Source organism: Cellvibrio mixtus subsp. mixtus J3-8 (assembly GCF_000766945.1).
Taxonomy (GTDB): Bacteria; Pseudomonadota; Gammaproteobacteria; order Pseudomonadales; family Cellvibrionaceae; genus Cellvibrio; species Cellvibrio mixtus_A.
In genome coordinates, this window is record NZ_KN266207.1 from 980,308 (window position 1) to 1,002,215 (window position 21,908).

Annotated in this window: 22 protein-coding genes; 4 read left to right on the forward strand and 18 right to left on the reverse strand. The window is 47.6% G+C overall.

Annotation, left to right across the window (positions count from 1 at the left end):
• The first annotated feature begins 3 nt into the window (after nt 1–3).
• From ubiG to A596_RS09115, 3 genes are read left to right on the forward strand one after another with little or no spacing between them, the layout of a single operon-like run.
• Entirely contained in the window at nt 4–708 is a 705-nt protein-coding gene (gene ubiG, locus A596_RS09105) for a bifunctional 2-polyprenyl-6-hydroxyphenol methylase/3-demethylubiquinol 3-O-methyltransferase UbiG (RefSeq protein WP_039913847.1), read from the forward strand.
• On the forward strand, nt 708–1,376 hold the full coding sequence (locus A596_RS09110) for an HAD family hydrolase (protein ID WP_039913849.1): 669 nt from the start codon (nt 708–710) through the stop codon (nt 1,374–1,376). The genes ubiG and A596_RS09110 overlap by 1 nt, the downstream gene beginning before the upstream one ends.
• A gap of 10 nt (nt 1,377–1,386) precedes the next feature.
• Nucleotides 1,387–2,139 (forward strand): YciK family oxidoreductase, encoded by a 753-nt coding sequence (locus tag A596_RS09115; protein ID WP_039913851.1) that lies wholly within the window; start codon nt 1,387–1,389, stop codon nt 2,137–2,139.
• 74 nt (nt 2,140–2,213) lie between these two features.
• Here the strand turns inward: A596_RS09115 and A596_RS09120 are convergent, their stop codons facing one another.
• The 4 genes from A596_RS09120 to A596_RS09135 form a co-directional block, all read right to left on the reverse strand.
• On the reverse strand, nt 2,214–2,600 hold the full coding sequence (locus A596_RS09120) for a DUF2802 domain-containing protein (RefSeq protein ID WP_039913853.1): 387 nt from the start codon (nt 2,598–2,600) through the stop codon (nt 2,214–2,216).
• Between the two features lie 55 nt (nt 2,601–2,655).
• Nucleotides 2,656–3,141, reverse strand: a complete 486-nt coding sequence (locus A596_RS09125) for a chemotaxis protein CheW (protein WP_039913855.1) — start codon at nt 3,139–3,141, stop codon at nt 2,656–2,658.
• 99 nt (nt 3,142–3,240) lie between these two features.
• Entirely contained in the window at nt 3,241–4,344 is a 1,104-nt protein-coding gene (locus A596_RS09130; protein WP_039913856.1) for a chemotaxis protein CheW, read from the reverse strand.
• The gene (locus A596_RS09135) at nt 4,341–5,177 is read right to left on the reverse strand and encodes a ParA family protein (RefSeq protein ID WP_052417357.1); all 837 of its coding nucleotides are present in this window, start codon (nt 5,175–5,177) and stop codon (nt 4,341–4,343) included. The genes A596_RS09130 and A596_RS09135 overlap by 4 nt, the downstream gene beginning before the upstream one ends.
• A 386-nt stretch (nt 5,178–5,563) precedes the next feature.
• Here A596_RS09135 and A596_RS09140 point away from each other — a divergent pair, with 386 nt between their 5' ends.
• The gene (locus tag A596_RS09140) at nt 5,564–6,430 is read left to right on the forward strand and encodes a substrate-binding periplasmic protein (protein ID WP_052417358.1); all 867 of its coding nucleotides are present in this window, start codon (nt 5,564–5,566) and stop codon (nt 6,428–6,430) included.
• Nucleotides 6,431–6,461: 31 nt separating this feature from the next.
• Here the strand turns inward: A596_RS09140 and motD are convergent, their stop codons facing one another.
• The 14 genes from motD to fliP form a co-directional block, all read right to left on the reverse strand.
• A complete protein-coding gene (gene motD, locus A596_RS09145; RefSeq protein WP_039913857.1) occupies nt 6,462–7,322 on the reverse strand; it encodes a flagellar motor protein MotD in 861 nt (286 codons plus the stop codon).
• A gap of 15 nt (nt 7,323–7,337) precedes the next feature.
• A complete protein-coding gene (locus A596_RS09150) occupies nt 7,338–8,084 on the reverse strand; it encodes a flagellar motor protein (protein ID WP_039913858.1) in 747 nt (248 codons plus the stop codon).
• Nucleotides 8,084–9,223 carry a protein-glutamate methylesterase/protein-glutamine glutaminase gene (locus tag A596_RS09155; RefSeq protein WP_039913859.1) on the reverse strand — a complete coding sequence of 380 codons (1,140 nt, stop codon included), beginning with the start codon at nt 9,221–9,223 and terminating at the stop codon, nt 8,084–8,086. The genes A596_RS09150 and A596_RS09155 overlap by 1 nt, the downstream gene beginning before the upstream one ends.
• Before the next feature lie 81 nt (nt 9,224–9,304).
• Nucleotides 9,305–11,614: a chemotaxis protein CheA gene (locus tag A596_RS09160; RefSeq protein WP_039913860.1), complete on the reverse strand. Its 2,310-nt coding sequence runs from the start codon at nt 11,612–11,614 to the stop codon at nt 9,305–9,307.
• Nucleotides 11,615–11,639: 25 nt separating this feature from the next.
• Nucleotides 11,640–12,443 (reverse strand): protein phosphatase CheZ, encoded by an 804-nt coding sequence (locus A596_RS09165; RefSeq protein ID WP_039913863.1) that lies wholly within the window; start codon nt 12,441–12,443, stop codon nt 11,640–11,642.
• A 33-nt stretch (nt 12,444–12,476) separates the two neighbouring features.
• On the reverse strand, nt 12,477–12,860 hold the full coding sequence (gene cheY, locus A596_RS09170; protein ID WP_039914554.1) for a chemotaxis response regulator CheY: 384 nt from the start codon (nt 12,858–12,860) through the stop codon (nt 12,477–12,479).
• A gap of 196 nt (nt 12,861–13,056) precedes the next feature.
• On the reverse strand, nt 13,057–13,800 hold the full coding sequence (locus A596_RS09175) for an RNA polymerase sigma factor FliA (RefSeq protein WP_084128170.1): 744 nt from the start codon (nt 13,798–13,800) through the stop codon (nt 13,057–13,059).
• Nucleotides 13,801–13,893: 93 nt separating this feature from the next.
• Nucleotides 13,894–14,718: a MinD/ParA family protein gene (locus A596_RS09180; protein WP_039913864.1), complete on the reverse strand. Its 825-nt coding sequence runs from the start codon at nt 14,716–14,718 to the stop codon at nt 13,894–13,896.
• A 227-nt stretch (nt 14,719–14,945) separates the two neighbouring features.
• A complete protein-coding gene (flhF, locus tag A596_RS09185; RefSeq protein ID WP_039913865.1) occupies nt 14,946–16,475 on the reverse strand; it encodes a flagellar biosynthesis GTPase FlhF in 1,530 nt (509 codons plus the stop codon).
• 48 nt (nt 16,476–16,523) lie between these two features.
• The gene (gene flhA / locus A596_RS09190) at nt 16,524–18,752 is read right to left on the reverse strand and encodes a flagellar biosynthesis protein FlhA (RefSeq protein ID WP_039913866.1); all 2,229 of its coding nucleotides are present in this window, start codon (nt 18,750–18,752) and stop codon (nt 16,524–16,526) included.
• 90 nt (nt 18,753–18,842) lie between these two features.
• Nucleotides 18,843–19,997: a flagellar biosynthesis protein FlhB gene (gene flhB / locus A596_RS09195; protein ID WP_039913868.1), complete on the reverse strand. Its 1,155-nt coding sequence runs from the start codon at nt 19,995–19,997 to the stop codon at nt 18,843–18,845.
• 12 nt (nt 19,998–20,009) lie between these two features.
• Entirely contained in the window at nt 20,010–20,795 is a 786-nt protein-coding gene (gene fliR / locus A596_RS09200) for a flagellar biosynthetic protein FliR (protein ID WP_039913870.1), read from the reverse strand.
• A gap of 10 nt (nt 20,796–20,805) precedes the next feature.
• The gene (gene fliQ, locus A596_RS09205) at nt 20,806–21,075 is read right to left on the reverse strand and encodes a flagellar biosynthesis protein FliQ (RefSeq protein ID WP_039913872.1); all 270 of its coding nucleotides are present in this window, start codon (nt 21,073–21,075) and stop codon (nt 20,806–20,808) included.
• A 13-nt stretch (nt 21,076–21,088) separates the two neighbouring features.
• A complete protein-coding gene (gene fliP, locus A596_RS09210; RefSeq protein WP_152600151.1) occupies nt 21,089–21,811 on the reverse strand; it encodes a flagellar type III secretion system pore protein FliP in 723 nt (240 codons plus the stop codon).
• Nucleotides 21,812–21,908 lie beyond the last annotated feature (97 nt).

The following is a 21,908-nucleotide window of genomic DNA, read 5'->3' on the forward strand; positions in this document are numbered from 1 at the left end:
ATTATGGCCAATGTCGATACCGCCGAAATAGCAAAATTTGAAGCACTCGCCAGCCGCTGGTGGGACAAAAACAGTGAATTCAAACCACTGCATGACATTAACCCGTTGCGCGCCAATTTTATCGATCAACGCTCACCGGTCGCACAAAAAAAATTAATCGATGTGGGATGCGGCGGTGGCATCCTGGCCGAATCACTCGCACTGCGCGGTGCAGAGGTTACCGGCATCGATATGGGCGAAGCGCCGCTGTCAGTGGCGCGCTTGCATGCACTGGAAACCGGCGTCGCACTCACTTACGAGCAAATAACCGCTGAAGATAAAGCCGCACAAATGCCCGGTGCATTTGATGTAGTAACCTGCATGGAAATGCTGGAGCACGTTCCTGATCCCTCGTCTGTAGTAAAAGCCTGCGCACAATTGGTGAAGGACGGTGGCGATGTGTATTTTTCCACCATCAATCGCAACCCCAAAGCCTATGCGTTTGCCATTCTCGGTGCTGAATATATTTTAAAACTCTTACCCAAAGGCACGCACGAATACAGCAAATTTATTCGTCCTTCTGAATTAGCCCAATGGTTGCGCGCTGCGGGATTGGAACTGCAAGAAATTACCGGTATGACTTACAACCCGCTCACCAAACACTACAAGCTCGATGCCAACGATGTGAGTGTCAATTATTTGATCCACGCTAAAAAGGTTGTTGAATAATGGCAAAACCGATACGCGCAGTGATGTTTGACCTCGATGGAACCCTGCTGGATACCGCACCGGATTTCATCGTTGTCGTAAACCAATTACTGGTCGAGCAGAACCGGCCGACATTGCCAGCAGAAACGATTCGTGCCGGCGTTTCCAACGGCTCCAAAGCGCTGATTAAACTGGCGTTTGGCATTGAAGAAAATAACGAACAATTTGAACCATTACGCCAACGTTTACTGGAATTGTATTTAGCGCACATTGCGGTATACACCAAACCTTTTCCAGGCATTTCCGCGTTGCTGGATAAACTGGCTGACAACAATATTTTGTGGGGCATCGCCACGAATAAACCGGCGACTTACACATTGCCGTTAATGGCCGCGTTGAATATCCACCCTGCTCCGCTGAGTGTTATTTGCCCGGACCACGTATCGCGCAGCAAACCCGATCCGGAATCGTTATTCCTGGCGGGGAAACAACTCAATTGCAGCCCGCAGGAAATTATTTATATCGGTGATCACAAACGCGATATTGATTGCGGTAAGGGTGCAGGCAGTATCACGATTGCGGCAACTTATGGTTATGTGGATGAAAGCGAAGATCCCGCCAGTTGGAATGCCGATTATTACGTAAATCACGCCGATGAAATCTGGCCGATTATTGAAAAATATTTGTGACAGGAAAACCATGACGATTCAAATCCCACAAGATTATGTAATCCATCCCGATTCGCTCGCCGATAAAATTATTCTGGTTACCGGCGCCGGTGACGGTATCGGTAAAATTGCGGCAAAGACATTTGCTGCTTGCGGTGCTACCGTGATCTTATCCGGTCGTACCATGAGCAAACTTGAGCAGGTGTATGACGAAATTGAAGCAGAGGGTTATCCCCAACCAGCGATATACCCAATCAATTTTGAAAGCGCGCAGGAAAAAGATTATGACGATATGTGTAATGCGCTTGAAGATACCTTCGGTAAATTAGACGGCATTTTATTTAACGCCGCCGATTTGGGCGAGCGCACACCCATCTCCAATTATTCCGTTAACGCCTGGCTGCGCTGCATGCAAATTAACGTCAACGCACCTTTCATGTTAACCCAGGCATTATTGCCACTGCTCGAACGTGCGGATAATGCCAGCATTCTGTTCACGAGCTCCAGCGTTGCGTTTAAAGGCCGTGCATTCTGGGGCGCCTATGCGGCATCCAAAGCTGCTGCCGAAAATTTTATGCAAACACTTCATGATGAATTGGAAGGCGCAACGCGTATTCGCGCCAACAGCATCAACCCCGGCGCAACTCGCACGGCGATGCGCGCTGCTGCGTATCCCGCTGAAGATCCGGAAACGGTAAAAACACCGGATAAATTAATGCCGTCCTATGTTTATTTATTAAGTGATGATTCGCTGGGTGTGAGCGGCCAATCATTCCACTATTGATCAACTGTAAAACCAGCCAATAAAAAAGGAGATCAAATGATCTCCTTTTTTATGCAATCACAAACGCAACAATGTTATCGACTGGATTTTTGCATCATCTCTAATAAGGACGCTTCTGCACGCGACAAACCACAGCGTCGCGCAACTTCTTCAGCATCCATTCCCATCTTAAACATTTGTGCCGCTTGCGAATAAGGCTGGAATTCATCGTCATTGTAGTAATCGATTTTTTCCGGTTTTTTATCGCCGGATGTTTGCAGGCGTTTTTCCATCGCCAGCAAACGTTGCCCCATTCCAACAGAACCGCTACTGGATGCAGCAACTTCTTTTGTTAAACGCTGGATTAATTTTTCAGTATCCAGCGCTTGCTGACGCAGGCGTTTAAAAGTAAAAAGCGCGACCGCAAGAGCAATCGCGCTAATCGTCAAACAAACAAGTAAACCAATTTCCAACAATGTCATCGGGTTATTCCGGTGCTTTTCATATCCGTAAAAATAATTGCACGCAAATCAGCGGTTATACATCTTCCAACTCTGACCATTCTTCGCTGGTCAGCAACTTGTTTAAATCAATGAGAATTAATAATTCATTGTTCTTGTGGCACACACCCTGGATAAATTTCGCGCTTTCTTCGTTACCGACGTTTGGTGCCATTTCAATTTCTGACTGGCGCAAGTAAACCACTTCGGCAACGCTGTCCACCAAAATGCCAATGACGTGACGATCCGTTTCAATGATGACTATACGGGTATTATCGGTAATTTCGCCACTGGATAAATTAAAACGGTGACGGGTATCAATAACAGTCACAACGTTGCCGCGCAAATTAATAATACCCAGCACATAAGATGGCGCACCTGGTACCGGCGCAATTTCCGAATAACGGAGCACTTCCTGCACCTGCATTACATTGATGCCATAGGTTTCACCGTCCAGGCGAAATGTCACCCACTGCAATACCGGATCATCCGTACTCTTGTTTTTTGCTACATCAGTTGCCATCGTCATATTCCTCTGGAGCCACCTGCTGCGGGCGGCAAATCGATAAATGTCGTTATAACTATAGCCGAGGACTTTTCCTATGCCACTTTTGCCGAAGCACTAATTAAATACTTGGGCTGGAATAAAATTCTTATCCGCATCGATCAACATTTGCCCGATACGAGGAATATCCAGTAATGCGCACATATGCTCTTTAACCGTACCGGCAAGCCATGGGCGCTTGCTGCGATCACCACGCCATTTCACATCGTCAGGCTGTAGTGTAATTGGTTGGTTTACGGAATCTACCGCCAATCCCCAAGGCACACCATCGATAGAAACGACATATTTTGCGGTCTTCACAAAAGATTCATCGTAACGTTCCGGCATCACAAATTTTGCAGTGTTAACCGTACGGATCTTTCCGGCGGGCGTAGGTTGCAATCCCATGAACCAATCGGCCTGGCCAAACAATGGCGTTAGCTCATCGGTCAATGGCTGGATTTGCCCGAGGGAAATCAACGGTACCGCCAAAGTTAACCCTGATACCTGGAATAGCAATACATCAAAGCGCGATTGCGCCCATTGTGGGCGACCATTTTCAAGCCACTCCAAACCTTCCAGCTGAAAATGAGTGGGCTGTAAGTGTTCTGTGGGAGTAAGCTCAATAACCGGCGTTATTTCAGGTGCAATAGTAATTTCGGGTGTTTCAATGATCCAATCCTGAATTTCTTCCGGATTGTTGATAAAGCTGGTTTTTGTTTCTATTCGGGTTGGCACTTCTGCTGGCGTCTCTACCAGCAATTGCGTGCGGGCAGATTGCAGCAGTTTTTCCAGCTTTAGCTTTTGTTCCTGGGTTTGAACAATTTCAGGGTCAGCAAAAGAAGACTTTGATTGGGTAACTGAGCGCGGCCTGGAAGATGTTTTTGGTGGCGCTTTTGATTGTGTTTCCGCTGAAGCACGATGAGGTAACTCGGCGCGCAGGCGCGATTTTTCCGACCTTTCTGCTGGTATTTTCTCAACCGGTTTTTCAACCGTTTTTTTCGTCGGCAATGGTACTACCCGCGCCGAACCTGCGTTGGCAGCAAGCGGTGCTATCTGGGTATCCAGTGCCTCTAATGCAAAACCCAATGGATCTTCACCACCGAGCAGATCATCCAGATAACTGTTAAGTATGTCATCGGGTGACTCAATCCCGTCGCCCGATGATTGTTTAGAGCTCACGACACTGCACCTGCCTTGCTGGCCACCAATGGAATAGTCGATGGCACAGTTGATTCACGTTGTTTGAATTTTTTTTCCAACCAGTGCCAGAGTGATGTGTACGCCTCAACACCCCTGCTTGTCGGATCAAACAAATGGGGCGGAATACCTGCCTTGCTCGCGTCGCGAAAACGGGTATCCACCGGGACATGACCCGGCCATGACTGCTCGGGATAAGTATTGCGAATAGTGCGCAAACTGGTCACGGATGCCTGGGTACGACGGTCAAACATCACTGGTACTACAGTGTAATCAAGCGCCTTTTTACGAGAGCGAGACATCATATTCAGGGTATTTACCATTCGCTCCAGGCCTTTCAATGCCAGAAACTCGGTTTGTACAGGAATAACCAGATATTGACAGGCGGCCAGGGCGTTAACCATCAAAACGCCTAAAAGCGGTGGCGTATCAATCAGAACATAATCGTAATCATCCGCCAATAACCCGAGGGCGCGACTGAGCACCAACCCCATGCCATCCTGGCCGATTGCCTGGCGCTCCAATGTGGCCAGCGCGGTGGTGGCCGGGATAACCTCAATATTTGCAAATTGTGTAGGCAACACCAACCGTTTTACTGATTGATAACCAAGTTCCTTACGTTCCTGGAACAGCGTATAGCTACTCAACGCCTGGTTATCGGGATCGATACCAAACCAGGTTGAGAGCGAACCGTGCGGGTCTATATCCAATAGCAGTACCCGGTAGCCAGCGCTGGCGATAAGCCCGCCCAACGCCACAGTGGTAGTCGTCTTACCTACCCCGCCTTTTTGATTTGCAATTGCCAAGATCCGCACGGATAGAACCTCGCTGGCGTCAAATACCAGACACATTAACCATTAATAATCGCACTGATACTGCTTAAAGCAATCTCTATGCCGGACAATAACGACTATCATTGGCACAATTATCATCCGCAAAATCCATTATCGCCAGTCGTTGCGATACAGTTTTTTCGCCGCTTATTTTTCAGCCAGCGGATATTTAGTATTGCCCAGCGATAGACAAGTTCAAGCTCCCTAACCAAGATTAACCATCGCATTATTATTTTGGCTATAGCAGCGCGTTAACACTTCTCAATAGTAAACCGGAATATCGAAGCTAGAATTAACTGAAGCCCTGCCTTTTCGCAGCCAAAAACCAGAATGCCGTTTATCGGCAAGCACATTCTGACGTGGTAATGATGTCCAGAAATCGTTCTCTATCCATAAGGCCAACCCTTAATATCGGCCTTCTATTAATTATCTTTACGTCTGGCTTGCTCGCCAAAGAACTGCCATCCAATAAAGTTGCGGTTACACAGGTCACGATCTCCTGTGAGCAAAACCTGAAACAGGATCATGATGATTACTACTACAGCAATTTATTGAAACTGGCGTTAACCAAAACAGTGCCCACCCACGGCCACTATGAACTTAAATTTATTCCAGTAAGGCCCATAACCAACCGGTTATTGCGCGATATTGAGCGCGGCCAGGTCGACGTCACCTGGATGCCATTCACCAAAGACCTTAAATATGATTTGAGCCCGATCAACATTCGCTTGCTCAAAAACCTGAGTGATTATCGAGTGTTTTTAATTCGCGCCCAGGATGCAGAAAAATTTTCAGCGGTGAAAAACCTTGATGATTTGCGCAAATTTAAAGGCGGTATTGGTTCGCATTGGCCAGATCGACAAGTCATGGAAGAAAATAACTTACCGCTGGTATTAAGCTTGAGTTATTTCAATTTATTCAAAATGTTGAAATCAAACCGGTTTGATTACTTTTCGCGGGGCGTCTATCAGGTGAAAGCCGAAGCGGATGCTTACGCAGACCAGGGTATTGTGCTGGAAAAACACTTATTCTTGCGCTACGACAATCCAGTGTATTTTTATGTACACAAAGATAACCAAAAACTCGCCGAACGAATAGCAACCGGATTAAAAATCGCCATTGAAGATGGCAGTTTCAATGAGCTTTTCAATCACATCGATAATTTACGTTGGGGAGAAAAAATATTGGAGGAAAAACATCGCACTATTATTCAACTCACTACATCTAGCCAATGATAATCACTCGTTTGTTATTGGAGAAGCAATATTATTGAGGAGCCACTGCCGGCTGCACATTGATTTTGGGGCGATCCATTTTGCGCTTTGCAACCATAATAGCTACACGGCGATTTTGCGACCTCCCCACCTCGGTTGCATTAGAAGCAACTGGCTGATATTCGCCATAGCCAACTGCAGACAAACGCTCCGGTGAAACACCTTTGCTTGCCAAATATTTCACAATCGCACTGGCGCGCGCCGACGACAATTCCCAATTCGTGGGATATTTCGCGCTGTTGATAGGAATGTTATCGGTAAAACCTTCCACCTGTACCGGATTGGAATAATTTTTCAAAATTGCGGCAATTTCATCAAAAATTTTCTGTGCTTGTTCACTGGCATCCGCACTGCCGGAACTAAATAAAATACTGTCTTTCAATTCAATTTGCAGCCACAGTTCATTGCTGGAAACCTGGATCATTTGATCATTAATCAACTGTGAAAATTTTTCAGTCACCAGATCTGATATTTGCGATAACTCATCCGTTGTTGTTACCGGCTCCGCAGCAGCTGAACTGGTCGCCTGCGTGTTTTCTCCCTGATCGGCAACCACATTGGGCGCTTCCTGTTCACCTTTGGTAGATTGCGCCGTCTTACCCATATCAATAGGTGTAATTGCATCATTGGAAGGGTTTAATTGATCACTGGGTTCAGCATTGGTTTGGGAATCAGTTGGCTGATTAAACGCTTCAACAAATGTGTCGGACAAGACGCGATACTTGCTATCGTTAACCTGGGAGATGGAATACATCACCACAAAAAAAGCGAACAACAAGGTGATGAAATCCGCGTAGGAAATTAACCAACGTTCATGATTAATGTGAATATCTTCTCGCCTGCGACGCACCATGGGAGTTAATTTACCTTAATGCGGATGCAAATAGCCGTTAAGTTTCATTTCAATCGAGCGCGGGTTCTCGCCATCAGCGATGGCAATAATGCCTTCAATAATCAACTCGCGATATTGGGAGTTTTCATTGACGCACATACGCAATTTATTGGAGATAGGAATAAACACCAGGTTGGCCAACGCCACACCGTAAATAGTCGCCACAAACGCAATTGCAATTCCCGGCCCGAGCGTCGCCGGATCAGCCAGATTATTCATCACGTGGATCAATCCCATCACCGCACCGATAATACCGATCGTTGGAGCATACCCCCCCATACTTTCGTAAAATTTAATTGCATCAAAATCGCGCTGTTCATCAACAATTAAATCGGTTTCCAAAATGCGACGAATCACTTCCGGCTCGTTACCATCGACTAATAATTGCAAACCTTTTTTCGCGAATGCATCTTTTTCACGTTCGGAAATTGACTCCAGGCCCAACAGTCCATCTTTACGTGCTGCTGCTGCCCAGCGGGCGATATTGGAAATACCTTGTTTAAAAGGAGCATAGGGCGGTTTAAAAACCCAGCGAATAATTTTTAACGCACGGCGCAAATTGCTTTTGGACGTTTGCAACATGGCAGCCCCCAGTGTTCCCCCTACGACAATAAACGCCGCCGGGCCATTTACCAGACTACCAACACCACCCCCTTCTAAAAAACTACCGCCAATGATTGCCGCAAATGCAACGATAACCCCGACAATACTTAGTACATCCATTACATTACCTCTCGCACCAAACGTGGCCCAATATCTTTCAAACTGAGCACTTTATCTGATAACCCTGCGCGAGCAACCGCCATTGGCATCCCGTAAATTACACAACTGGCCTCATCTTGCGACCAGAGCGATGAACCGCATTGCTTTAACAATCCTGCCCCCTTGCAACCATCTGATCCCATACCCGTGAGCACTACGCCCAATACTTTATCGGCATAGGTATTTGCAGCGGAACCAAAGGTAATATCCAGCGAAGGTTTGTAAGTAACTCGATCATCATCCGGCAACACGCGCACTGAACCACCGTTGCGTTTATCGAGCATTAATTGTTTCCCGCCGGGCGCAAGTAACGCCAAACCAGGTTGCAATTGATCGCCATCTGCAGCCTCGCGCACCTGTATTTTGCATTGCTTGTTCAAACGCTCAGCAAATGCTTTCGTGAAATTTTCCGGCATATGTTGCACCAACACGATGGGCAACGGAAAATTGGCTGGCAATGCCACTAATACTTCGGCAAGCGCAACCGGCCCACCGGTGGAAGCACCAATGACCAAAATTTTAGGTTTGTTTTTTAAACGATAATTATCAGATGCTGCCGATTTATTATCGTCCGGGGAAACAGCCGTTTTTGTCGATGCTGGCGGTGCCACCGGAACACTCGTTCGCAAATGGCTGGTTGTTGGGGTAATCGCCGGTTTGGTGTCAACAGCGGGCGCTGGTGATATTGGAGACAAACGCGCAGATACACCGGCCAATGTAATTAAACGCTCGTGTAATTTTTTCTTAAGCACTTCGGAGCTGCGGGAAACTTCGGCAAAATCTTTGGGGATAAAATCCAGTGCGCCCGCTGCGAGGGCATCCAGCGTAATTTTTGCGCCTTCATAAGTGAGCGACGAAAACATCAGGATCGGGACTTTGCGATTGGCCATGATATGTTTGATCGCAGTGACACCATCCATCACCGGCATTTCAAAATCCATGGTGATGATATCCGGCTTCAGTTCCGCCGCTTTTTCGATGGCTTCGCGACCATTGCTGGCAATACCGATAACTTTTAAATCCGGGTGCTCATTAATAATATCTTTCAAGCGATGTTGAAAGAAATTGGAATCATCGACCACTAATACCCGGACAGGCATTCAACATACTCCGCAGTAGCAACTGCTTTGGAAAACAGTTCCAATGAAAACGCCTGCAATACAGGCGTTTTATTGAATAGATTAATTGTGTCCCCAACTCGTCGATCCTTTTGCGTAGCGACGTAATAGGCTGGGGATATCCAAAATCAATGCGATGGTACCGTCACCGGTAATGGTTGCACCGGCCATGCCCGGTGTTCCCTGCAACATTTTCCCAAGCGGTTTTATTACCACTTCTTCCTGGCCAATTAATTGATCTACCACAAACCCGACACGACGGGTTCCTACAGTAACAATAACAACATGGGCATTATCCGGGCGATCACCATACGCGCCTTTCACTAACCAGTCCTTCATATAAAACAATGGAATGGCTTGATCGCGAATCGCGACACAATCCTGTCCATCTACGATATGACTTTTGGTTAGATCCATGTGGAAAATTTCATTCACACTGACTAACGGGAACGCAAATGTTTGCTGCCCCAACATAAACATCAGTGTGGGCATGATCGCTAACGTCAACGGCACTTTAATAATAAAACGAGTGCCTTTGCCCAATTCAGATTTAATTTCCACTGTGCCATTTAGCTGGGTGATTTTGGTTTTCACCACATCCATTCCCACACCGCGACCCGACACATCGGAAATTTCTTTTTTGGTTGAAAAACCCGGGGCAAAAATTAAATTATAGGCTTCTGTATCGGATAAACGATTGGCAGTGTCCTCATCAAACATGCCTTTTTCTACAGCAATACGACGCAATTTTGCCGGGTCCATCCCCGCACCGTCATCACTAATAGATAATAAAATATGATCGCCTTCCTGCTCAGCGGCAAGCACTACCTGGCCAGTACGTGATTTGCCATTTGCTTCACGCACTTCAGGAAACTCAATGCCGTGATCAACGGAATTACGTACTAGATGCACTAATGGATCAGCAAGCGCTTCAACTAGATTTTTATCCAGATCAGTTTCTTCGCCCACTAATTCCAGATTGATTTCTTTGCGCAAGCTACGCGCCAAATCGCGCACAACGCGCGGGAACCGACCGAATACTTTTTTGATCGGTTGCATCCGCGTTTTCATTACCGACGTTTGCAAATCTGCTGTCACCACATCCAGATTCGCAACCGCTTTTACCAACGCTTCATTCGTTGAACTGTTGCCCAAACGTACCAAACGGTTACGCACCAATACCAATTCACCCACCATATTCATGATGTCGTCAAGGCGCTGGGTATCAACACGCACCGTGGTTTCCACTTGCGGCGCGTCTTTATCGGCCGCTGGTGCTGGAGCAGCGGCTGCAACAGGAGCAGGTTTTGCCGGCTCAGGCTTTTTAACCGGGGCAACTGCAGGCTTTATTTCAGCGGCTGCCGGTTTGGGGGCGGGTTTTGCAGCAGGTGCAGGAGCGACTACCGGCGCAGAAGCACCGGTGGTGCCCGGCCCTTTACCTTTACCATGCAATTGATCGAGCAACGCATCAAACTCATCATCGGTAATTAAATCACCGCCCGTTGAAACTGGAACCGGTGGCGCAACAGCAGCAGGAGCCGCCGCAGGTACTACTGACGCCGATGCGCCAGCAGGCCCTTTACCTTTGCCATGCAATTGATCTAATAACGCTTCAAATTCGTCTTCAGAAATTTCATCGGATGTTGAACTCGTTGTTACCGGTGCTGCAGCTACCGGAGCCGCCGCTGGTGTGGATGCAACAACATCACCCGGGCCTTTACCTTTACCGTGTAATTGATCCAGTAACGCTTCAAATTCATCTTCAGAAATTTCATCGCTCGTTGATGATGCAGCAGACACAGCAGCTGCCGGAGCGGTTGGGGTTGGTGGCTTACCGGCAATGGCATCCAACAATTGTTCAAATTCAGCATCCGTAATATCGCCGCCAACTGTTGTTGTATTTGTTACCGGTTCTATTACTTCTGTTTCAGGCGCAGGAGCAACTTCAATTTCTGCAGGAGCAACAGACGACTCTTGTAAGTCTTCACAAGAAACCAATCGCTCCAACGCATGGATTAATGAAGGATCAACTGGCGGCAATTCTTCGCGCTGGGAAACCAATTCGAATTGTTGGTTCACCATATCCAATGCTTGCAACACCACGTCCATTAGTTCAGACGTAACAGTGCGTTTGCCATTGCGCAAAATATCAAACAGGTTCTCAGTGACGTGGCAACACTCCACCATGGGAGTTAATGATAAAAATCCGGCACCACCTTTTACGGTGTGAAAACCACGAAAAATAGCATTCAATAAATCTTTGTCTTCAGGACGCTGCTCCAAATCCACTAATTGCTGGCTGAGGCGTTCGAGGATTTCCCCCGCCTCTACCAGGAAATCCTGGAGAATGTCTTCGTCATCACCAAAACTCATTCAAGATTCCTCAAGTATCCAGCAACTAAAAGCCAAGGCTCGACAAGAGATCGTCAACTTCGTCTTGCCCTGCAACTACATCAGGCCGGTCTTTATTAATTTGCGGCCCTTCGGCTTCGGTTTTTCGCTTGTGCATAATTTCCATGTCGTGAGCGATAGTTTCACGATCATCTGCAAGGCCAGTAATTTCTTCTACCTGACCAGCAATACGCACCAGGCTTACCAAATCCTTTTCCACTTCATTAATTAAACCGATAACACGCTTTAATACTTGCCCGGTTAAATCCTGAAAGCCTTGTTCCAAAACAATATCTTGCAAATTTTTATTTAATTGCTCAGTGCCTGTCACCATTTGCCCTAAAAAAACATCCATCCGGTCATAGAGCAAACGAAATTCATCCAGGCTCATTTCACGGCGCTTAAGCCGCGCCCATTCATCGCGCAAACTGGTTGCTTCTTGCCCGAGGTTCATTGCAATAGGCGCAGCTTCATCAACCATATCCATGGTTTTTTCCGCCGCTTTTTGCGTAAGTTCAATCACGTAATTCAAACGATTGGAGGCATCGTGAATATCCGAGTTTTGAATTTTTGGCGGTTCTTTGGAGAGGTCGGCATCGACATTGAAATTGACGATGGCATCGTGCAGCCCACGCGTTAATCGCCCTACGGATTGGAAAATATGGCGATCACGGGATTGGGTGATGGTGTGTATCAATACGGATGCATCTTCGAACTGGTTGCTTTGCAACTTTTCAGTGAGCAGCTTGGCGCACTCTTTCAATTCAACGACGAATTCATTATTGACGGATGTTTGGATGTCAGATGCCATGGCAACGCCTTTTTATTATTTGATCCGAGGCGATTAACCTACTCGATCAAAAATTTTCTCGATTTTTTCTTTCAGGGCTTGTGCCGTAAATGGTTTAACAACATAACCATTCACACCGGCCTGGGCCGCTTCAATAATCTGGTCGCGCTTGGCTTCGGCAGTTACCATCAAGACCGGCAAGGTGCGCAATTTTTCATCGGCACGAACTGCTTTTAATAAATCGATACCGGTCATGCCAGGCATATTCCAGTCGGTCACTAAAAACTGGAAATCACCACTTTTCAGCATTGGCAATGCGGTGACACCATCATCTGCTTCGTGGGTATTGGAAAAACCCAGGTCGCGCAGCAAATTTTTTATGATCCGTCGCATTGTTGAAAAGTCGTCAACAATCAGGATTTTCATATTCTTATCCAACGTAACCTCCACTAACCCCGACGGGATTTTCATTTACTCATAGTCTAGTAGGAGTTAAAGCATCGGCCAGTTACGGCACGCAAATCTTCAACTTTTAATGCAAATCATAGCTCAATTTCCAGTATGTATAGATTATTCGAACCTATCTCACCGGCCATCCTGCATTTCTTAATCAATAAGTACGGTATTTAATCAATCAGGCGGGCTGCCAATCACCCAATTTATTGCGCAAGCGAGCGGCTGCCTGGCTGTGAATCTGGCTTACACGCGACTCACTGACACCCAATACCAAACCGATTTCTTTCAGGTTTAATTCTTGATCGTAGTACAGGGAAAGTACCATTTGCTCGCGCTCGGGCAGTTGGCGGATCGCATCCACCAGGGCTTTTTTAAGTCCATCGCGCTGCATCCCTTCAAGTGGGCTGGCAAACGCGCTGCTGTGCTCTGAGGCATCGATATTGCTATCTTCTTCGCCAAAGGTTTCCTCGTAGCTGTAGAGGCGACTGCTACTGGAGTCTTGCAGCATTACAAAATACTCGTCGAGCGAAACACCCAATTCTTCCGCAACTTGTGCGTCAGATGCATCGCGACCAGTGCGTGCCTCAACGGCGGCAATCGCTTGCGCTACGCGCCGTGCATTGCGGTGCACAGAGCGCGGTACCCAATCACCGCGGCGCATTTCATCCACAATTGCACCGCGAATGCGGATGCCGGCATAAGTTTCAAAACTGGCGCCGCGCGACATGTCATATTTTTGGGAAGCTTCGATCAAGCCGATCATGCCAGCTTGAATAAGATCGTCTACCTGCACACTTGCCGGCATACGCATCATCATGTGATAGGCAATACGCTTAACCAAAGGTGCGTAGTCTTCGATATTGATTGGCGGATCGCGTAAGATTTTTTTATCGTACATGGCTAAACCATTGACTGCGGCCATCGAACACCTTCTTTGCTGCAATAATAAGATGTTGATTTATCCATCCCATAACCACGCAACAACTCATTCAGGTTTTCTAAATACAAATTCAGCTTAGCGCGCATTGGCGGCCTGTAATAAACGTTCAACAAAAAATTCCAATCGCCCGGTTGGAGTATTGGGTAAGGGCCATTTATCCACTGCCTGCGCAAGGGCGCGAATGGCAACTGATGCTTTGGATGATGGTGCAAACTCCAGCAGTGCTTTTTGTTTTTGCACCGCTTTGCGTACGTTTTCGTCAAAGGGAATCTGACCCACGAATTGCAAACTGACATCCAGGAATTTTTCGCACACAGTATTCAATTTGTTAAACATGTTGAGCCCTTCTTGCGGTGTGCGCGTCATATTGGCGACAACACGGAAACGGAACATACCGTATTCTTTGTTGAGCAATTTAATGAGCGCATAGGAATCCGTGATTGAAGAAGGTTCATCGCAAACCACAATAATGACTTCATTGGCGGCGCGGACAAAACTGACTACCGTATCGGAAATACCTGCGGCGGTATCAATGACTAATATGTCGACCTGATCAGACAGTTCATTAAATGCGTTAATTAATCCCACATGCTCAGCGGTGCTTAATTCCGCCATGCGCTGCACGCCGGATGACGCCGGAACAATCTTCATGCCACCGGGGCCATTTACCAGGACTTCGCTCAAACTGTGGGTACCTGCCAATACATCCGCTAGCGTATGGGTTGCACGCACACCAAGCAGCACATCCACGTTGGCAAGACCGAGGTCAGCATCCAGCAATACCACGCGACGACGCAACTCAGCCAAAGCAATGCTCAGGTTCACGGAAATATTACTCTTACCTACCCCGCCTTTACCGCCGGATACCGCGATCACCTGTACTGGTCGCACTTGGCTCATTGACTTGCTCCACACCTGTTTTGTTACGCCAACCGTTTGTAACGTAAATTTGAAACGTAAATCTGTTTTTTGAGGCACTCACCAGAAGATCAGCTAATCCACAAAGGGGGTGCCCTGATAGTGAACTGAGTATAGTTTGGGATTGGAAATTCATCTGACTAATTTCAGTTTCACTCGAAAAATCATGTGCTTATGGTTAAATCTCGCTCTTTTACTGTAAAGGTCGATTAAGAAACCGCCGAAGCTGCATTCGCTTTGAGCAACGCGACAGCTTTGGATACCAATTGATGTGCACGGGCCACATCAATGTTCTTGGGAATGTCCTGTCCATCGGTGGTATAAACGATTGGCAAACGGTTTTGCATTACTACACCCAGAGCTTCCCCCATACTCGCCGTCTCATCCAGCTTGGTCAGGATGCAACCTTGCAAACGTGCAGCACCATAAGCATGGATCGATGCTTTCAGCATTTGCGCCTGGCTGTTGCACGACATCACCAGATAGGTTTTTACCTGCTGCTGCCCGGCAAGCGCTTGCAACTGCGCTTTCAAATGCGGGTCTCCATGGCGGAAACCGGCGGTATCAATTAACACCAGACTGCAATGGCGCAGGCTGCGCAATACGGTATCCAGCGGATTCGCTTCATCCACCACCCGTACCGGCACGCGCAAAATACGCGCGAGTGAACGCAATTGGTCATGTGCTGCAATGCGATAGGTATCCGTCGTAATCAGCGCAACTTTGTCGGCGCCATGCTGCAACACATAACGCGCGGCAAGCTTGCCGATGGTCGTGGTTTTACCGACACCGGTGGGGCCAACAAAGGCGAATACACCGCCCTGCTCCACAATATCGCGACCATTAATCGGTAATTGATGGGCGAGGTTCGCCAACGCATCCGGCCATGCATCGCTCAGGGTTTTGTTTTTGGTACAGGCTTTAATTACGTTGCCCACAACATCTTTAGGTAGCCCCAAACGTTCAAGGCGACGACTCACACTCGCCAACACTGGTGAATCGGTTGGGATAGTTTGTTGGCCAGTCAGGCGATCCAATTGTTGTTCGAGCAAGAAACGCATATCGGCAATTTCCGCTTGCAGCTCGGAAAGTTGTGCATTTTGATCCGCCGAATCTTTCGCTACGTCAGCGTTAAGCGCAGCAGATTCTTTAGTGCGAGATTCCTGAAATAACGTTTCGCGAAATGACAGCGACTCTTTCGACAACGCCGGTTTTGCCGCTACAGTAATATCGTCCACTAACGGGTATCTTTCCGCCGCGCTCATACCGGTTTTTGGCCTTGCAGTTGTCGCGGCTGCGTGGCGGGGAATACCGGCATTGACCAGGGTATTTTTGCCCACCAGAAATTCTTTCGCAGACTCTTCTGCCTTGCGCGCCGCCATCATGCGTTGGCGTGCTTTTTCAATATCATCCGCCAATTGCGCACCGGTTTTACCGGAGTTCGGATGATGCGGGACTTCGGTAATGACCGGTGCAGTTTTACGCACTGGCTTCGCTCCTACCACACGCGGAGAAATTTCCCCATCACTCAGCAAGGGTTCGCTTGGCGCAAAGGTCGCTTCGGAAAACGGGCGATTTTGTAATTGCTTGAGTTCGAGGTCCGACCCCATAGTCGTCAGCAACTCCACCCCTTCCGGGATACGATTGCTGGAGAGAATAATTGCATCTGGCCCCAATTCCTGGCGAACCAATTCCAACGCGCGGCGCATATCAGCAGCTACGAAACGTTTGACTTGCATATTCAACTCCTGCCCCTAGGGGCGACGTGGATTACTTTGTATCAACAGCTACTTTCTGTCAGCACCAACGCTGGCATCAATACTGATTTGTTTGTTGTCCGGCACTTCGGTATAAGCCAATACCCGCATTTCCGGAACACTGTGGCGAACAAAGCGTGAGAGCATCGGGCGCAAGGGTGCGGCAACTAACAATACCAACGGCTTGCCTGACATTTCCTGCTTCTGTGCAGCAGAAATTAACGACTGCTGCAAACGATCCGCCAAACCAGGCTCAATAAACGCACTGTCATCAGCGCCAGCTTTTTGTGCCTGTTGCACGGTATTTAGCAACAACTGTTCCAAACTGGGCTCAAGCGTGATAACAGGCAGGTTTCGCTCGTTTCCAATGATGTTTTGCACGATTTGCCGCGCTAACGCCACCCGCGCAAGCGAGGTTAAAGCGGCGGGATCTTGACTCCTGCCTGTCGTCCCCGCCAAGGCTTCGGCGATGGAGCGGATATCGCGAATCGGTACCCGCTCACGCAACAGGTTCTGCAGCACTTTCAATAAGGTATTAATGCTGATGGTATTCGGTACTAATTCCTCCACCAGTTTGGGGGAAGTTTTGGCCAGCATATCCAGCAGCTTCTGTACATCCTCATGACCGAGCAATTCAAAGGTGTGATGTTGCAAGATTTGGTTGAGATGGGTAGCAACCACGGTGCTCGGGTCTACTACGGTATAACCCAATGTTTGGGCCTGCTCCCGTTGGTTGGGGCTGATCCAGATAGCATCCAGGCCAAAGGCAGGGTCCTTGGTTTTGATCCCGTCAATGGAGCCAAATACCTGACCTGGGTTAATTGCTAACTCGCGATCCGGATAAACATCCGCTTCCGCCATGGATACGCCCATCAGGCTAATGCGATAACCGGTAGGGTTAAGATCCAGGTTGTCACGGATATGTACCGACGGGATCAGGAAACCCATTTCCTGTGATAACTTTTTACGCACCCCCTTAATACGACCTAACAATTCCCCACCCTGGTTTTTATCGACCATAGGAATAAGGCGATATCCGACCTCCAGCCCAATCACATCCACAGGTTGAACGTCATCCCAACCCAGTTCCGGAGATTCAGGCGCACCCGATGGCAATGCCGGAACGGAACGCGGTTGCGGAGCGATGCTGGCGCCACTACCAGAAGGCATTGAAGATGGCCCCTCACTGGCCAAACGTGCACCAGCTGGGATAAATGAATTGTCTTCCACTGCAGCAGGTTGTTGCTTACGCCAGTGAATGTAATAAGCCAAGCCTGCGCACAACAAACCCAAACTCAAAAATGCGAGGTGTGGCATGCCCGGTACAGAACCCATAACTACCAACATAATCGCCGCTACTGCCAACGCCTTGGGTGAGGTAAACATTTGCGAAACGACTTGTTTACCCATGTCCTGGGCGGTGTTAACACGGGTTACCAGAATCGCTGAGGCAACCGACAGCAATAAGCCGGGAATTTGTGCTACCAGGCCATCACCAATGGTCAGGATTGTGTAGTGCTCGAATGCCGTATTGAAGTCCAGGTCATGCTGGAGCATTCCGATAGCCAACCCACCGAAAATATTGATAAACATGATCATGATGCCCGCGACCGCGTCACCGCGTACGAACTTGCTCGCACCGTCCATCGCACCGTAGAAATCTGCTTCCGCAGCGACTTCCTGGCGACGTGTACGCGCCTGGTCCTGGTCGATCAAACCCGCGTTCAAATCCGCGTCAATCGCCATTTGTTTACCGGGCATCGCGTCCAATGTAAAACGCGCGCTCACTTCCGAAATACGGCCAGCACCTTTGGTAACCACCACGAAGTTGATGATCATCAAAATGATGAACACCACGATACCCACTGCCAAATTACCGCCAATCACCACATGACCGAACGCCTCAATCACCTTACCGGCCGCATCGCCACCGTTATGCCCTTCCAGCAAAACAACACGGGTGGACGCCACGTTCAATCCGAGGCGCAATAAGGTGGCAATTAACAAAATCGTCGGGAAGGCCGCAAAATCCAGCGGCCGCAACGCATAGATACTCACCAGCAACACAACCAGTGAGAGCGCAATATTGAAAGTAAAGAACACGTCCAACAGCAATGGTGGAATCGGCAAAATAATCATTGCCAACAGCATCATCAGCAAAATGGGAATACCCAGATTGCCGCGTCCAGCCCCTTTGATAGAACCAAGGACGGCCCTGCCGTTCACGTTATTGAGTTGGTTAAAAGTCGGTAGCGCCATAGTCACGGATTCTTGACGGTTTAAGTCGGTTTTCCGTGTTATCGCAAGAAGCGTACCTATTTGAATTAATTCATAAACAGCGGGAAAATTTTATTCAAGTTTACCTTTAGCGTCATACCGCATCTCACGCGGCACGTTGATGTTGCGCGGATATTGCGGCCTATCACCTTTACCTTTGCGGTAATTACGCAATTGGAATACGTACGCAAGAACCTGCGCTACCGCAAGATACAAACCGGCAGGAATTTCTTCGTCGGCATCTGTGGTATAAAAAATCGCACGCGCCAATACAGGCGATTGGATAATTTCAATTTTATGGGCGTTGGCGATTTCGCGGATTTTCATCGCCATATGATCGCCGCCTTTTGCGAGCATGATGGGTACATCCATAGTTTCCGGGTCGTATCGTAGCGCAACAGAAAAGTGTTCGGGGTTGGTAATGACGACGTCGGCTTGCGGGACATTTCCCATCATGCGGCGCTGGGCCATTTCGCGTTGTAATTGGCGGATGCGCCCTTTGACTTCCGGTTTGCCGTCAGTGTCTTTGGCTTCGTCTTTTAAATCCTGCCGCGACATTTTTAATTTTTTGTTGTACTGGTAAATCTGGATCGGAATATCAATTGCTGCAATCGCTATAGTCGTCACTGATAACAAGATGGTGGCGAAAATCGAGATATCGAGCGAATGGATAATCGCGTCGCCAACAGGCTCGTCTGACATGCGGAACATATCCTGTGCATACATTTGCAAAATCAAAATGGTTGCCCACAAAATTAATGAGACCTTGGCAACTGACTTAATCAGTTCGATTAATGAGTTCAGCGAAAACATACGCTTGATGCCGGCGATTGGGTTCATGCGATTTAATTGCGGCGCCATGGCCTTGCCGCTAAAAATAAATCCACCCAGGGCAATTGGGCCGGCAATTGAGGCAATCACTAAAACGGCCATTAAAGGAGCAATACTAAATAAGCCATCATAGATTGCAGCGGCCAACAGGGCGATCATGGCATTGGTATCAAAAATAGTTTCGCGGGGAATCACAAAACTGGCGCGGGTAATGCCGATTATTTTATCGGCCATGAAATCTGCAAAAATATAAAGGCCAATAGTCGCCAGTAATAATACAACAGTGGTAGTTAAATCACGTGAACGGGGAATCTGGCCTTCTTCGCGCGCTTTTTCAATTTTGCGCGAACTGGCCTCTTCCGTTTTTTCCTGACCGCTGTCGTCTTCTTCAGCCATAGATCACCTTTGTCAGGGGCTCAATGCCAAAGTACGCAGCGTACCAATTCCCTCTTCCATAATGTCGTAATACACAGGAAGGAAATTGGCCAGGGTAAACCACATCAGGATAAAACCAAAAATCAATGTGATCGGAAAACCAACGGTGAATACGTTTAGTTGCGGTGCGGAACGGCTCATTACACCAAAGGACATATTCACAATCATCAATGATGTAAACAGTGGCAAGGTTACCAATAAACCGGCGCTAAACAACCAGGAACCCATATCCACAATCGTGGAAAAATGTGCACTGTTCATACCGTCGCCACCAATAGGAAAGGTAGCAAAGCTATCAATCAATAACTGTAATACCACCAAATGACCATTTGTACTTAAGAACAATAATGTTGATAGCAATAAATAAAATTGCGAGAGAATTGTTACGCTTACACCGCTGGAGGGATCATTCATCGCCGCAAATCCCAAACCCATTTTCATCGCCATAAATTGGCCAGCCAGGATAAAAACATGCATAACGACTTGCATACAAAACCCAAGCGCCAACCCAATTAATACCTCCTGGATTACCATCACAAATCCTTGCATTGATAATAAAGAAGTAATTGGTGCAGCAGGCAAAACCGGCGCTATCAACATAGTAGTGAAGAGGGTGAGAATAATCCGCAAGCGCGCCGGCACGGTACGCGCGCCAATCACAGGAACTGCAAAATAGAATGCACTGATACGCAACATCGGCCAAATATAAGTACCGATAAATTGACTGAGTTGCTCTTCACTGATGATCAGTTCTTGCATCGCGAGCAACCTAGCCGATTAAACTGGGAACGCTGGAGAAAAGTCGATTGAACAAATCCATAAACTTGGTCAGCAACCAGGGGCCAGCAATCATCAAAGTAATCAGGGTTACAATTAAGCGAGGCAAAAAACTTAACGTTTGTTCGTTAATTTGCGTAGCGGCCTGAAACATACTGACGATCAAACCAACAATCAGGCCCGGGCCGATAATCACCAGCAGCATTAAAATAGTGAGATAAAAAGCATCTGCAAATAAATCCATAACGACTTCGGGTGTCATGATATTACCTCCGTCATATGCCATAACTGGCAGCAAGTGTGCCAACAATCATGGCCCAGCCATCGACCAATACAAACAACATAATTTTAAATGGCAGGGAAATAATAAGTGGTGACAGCATCATCATACCCATCGCCATCAGCACACTGGATACCACAATATCAATCACTAAAAAGGGAATGAAAATAATAAAACCAATCTGAAATGCCGTTTTTAATTCACTGATAATAAATGCCGGAACCAATATGTTGAACGGCGTTTCTTCCGGTGTTGCAATGGGTGGATGCTTGGCAATGCCGACAAAAAGTGCAATATCGGATTCACGTGTTTGCGCCAGCATAAAACTATGAAAAGGTGCCGCCGTTTTTGCTAATGCATCCTGAGCAGTGATTTGCTGGTTGAGATAAGGTTGCAGCGCATCCTGGTTCACCTTATTTAATACCGGCTGCATGATAAATAACGTAAGGAATAACGCGAGGCCGATCAGAATCTGGTTTGATGGTGATTGTTGTAAACCTAATGCCTGTCGCAAAATAGAAAACACAATAATGATGCGCGTGAATGAAGTCATCATCATTAAAATCGCTGGCAAAAATGTCAGCGCCGTCATGATGGCAAGAATTTGCAGGGTTACTGTGTATTCTTGCGTTCCATTTGGGTTGGTTTTTACGGTCAAAGCGGGCAAGCCGGGGATGGCCGGAAGGCTGCCAAGCTGGGATGCATTGGTTTGTGCCATGGGCAAACTACCAGAACCCGGGTCAGTAACCGGTGGCAAACTCGTTTGTGCTGCAACTACATTTGTGAATAACCACAGCAATAAAATAAAACCCAGG

Bases quoted from the DNA above. Each gene is read 5' to 3' on its own strand.
- fliP (WP_152600151.1), bottom strand. From the start codon at position 21,811: ATGGCACAAACCAATGCATCCCAGCTTGGCAGCCTTCCGGCCATCCCC.
- fliR (WP_039913870.1), bottom strand. From the start codon at position 20,795: ATGCAAGAACTGATCATCAGTGAAGAGCAACTCAGTCAATTTATCGGT.
- flhB (WP_039913868.1), bottom strand. From the start codon at position 19,997: ATGGCTGAAGAAGACGACAGCGGTCAGGAAAAAACGGAAGAGGCCAGT.
- A596_RS09180 (WP_039913864.1), bottom strand. From the start codon at position 14,718: ATGAGCCAAGTGCGACCAGTACAGGTGATCGCGGTATCCGGCGGTAAA.
- A596_RS09140 (WP_052417358.1), top strand. From the start codon at position 5,564: ATGTCCAGAAATCGTTCTCTATCCATAAGGCCAACCCTTAATATCGGC.
- flhA (WP_039913866.1), bottom strand. From the start codon at position 18,752: ATGGCGCTACCGACTTTTAACCAACTCAATAACGTGAACGGCAGGGCC.
- motD (WP_039913857.1), bottom strand. From the start codon at position 7,322: ATGGTGCGTCGCAGGCGAGAAGATATTCACATTAATCATGAACGTTGG.
- A596_RS09150 (WP_039913858.1), bottom strand. From the start codon at position 8,084: ATGGATGTACTAAGTATTGTCGGGGTTATCGTTGCATTTGCGGCAATC.
- A596_RS09175 (WP_084128170.1), bottom strand. From the start codon at position 13,800: ATGGCCGCAGTCAATGGTTTAGCCATGTACGATAAAAAAATCTTACGC.
- A596_RS09125 (WP_039913855.1), bottom strand. From the start codon at position 3,141: ATGGCAACTGATGTAGCAAAAAACAAGAGTACGGATGATCCGGTATTG.
- A596_RS09160 (WP_039913860.1), bottom strand. From the start codon at position 11,614: ATGAGTTTTGGTGATGACGAAGACATTCTCCAGGATTTCCTGGTAGAG.
- flhF (WP_039913865.1), bottom strand. From the start codon at position 16,475: ATGCAAGTCAAACGTTTCGTAGCTGCTGATATGCGCCGCGCGTTGGAA.
- ubiG (WP_039913847.1), top strand. From the start codon at position 4: ATGGCCAATGTCGATACCGCCGAAATAGCAAAATTTGAAGCACTCGCC.
- A596_RS09115 (WP_039913851.1), top strand. From the start codon at position 1,387: ATGACGATTCAAATCCCACAAGATTATGTAATCCATCCCGATTCGCTC.
- A596_RS09165 (WP_039913863.1), bottom strand. From the start codon at position 12,443: ATGGCATCTGACATCCAAACATCCGTCAATAATGAATTCGTCGTTGAA.
- fliQ (WP_039913872.1), bottom strand. From the start codon at position 21,075: ATGACACCCGAAGTCGTTATGGATTTATTTGCAGATGCTTTTTATCTC.
- A596_RS09120 (WP_039913853.1), bottom strand. From the start codon at position 2,600: ATGACATTGTTGGAAATTGGTTTACTTGTTTGTTTGACGATTAGCGCG.
- A596_RS09155 (WP_039913859.1), bottom strand. From the start codon at position 9,223: ATGCCTGTCCGGGTATTAGTGGTCGATGATTCCAATTTCTTTCAACAT.
- A596_RS09110 (WP_039913849.1), top strand. From the start codon at position 708: ATGGCAAAACCGATACGCGCAGTGATGTTTGACCTCGATGGAACCCTG.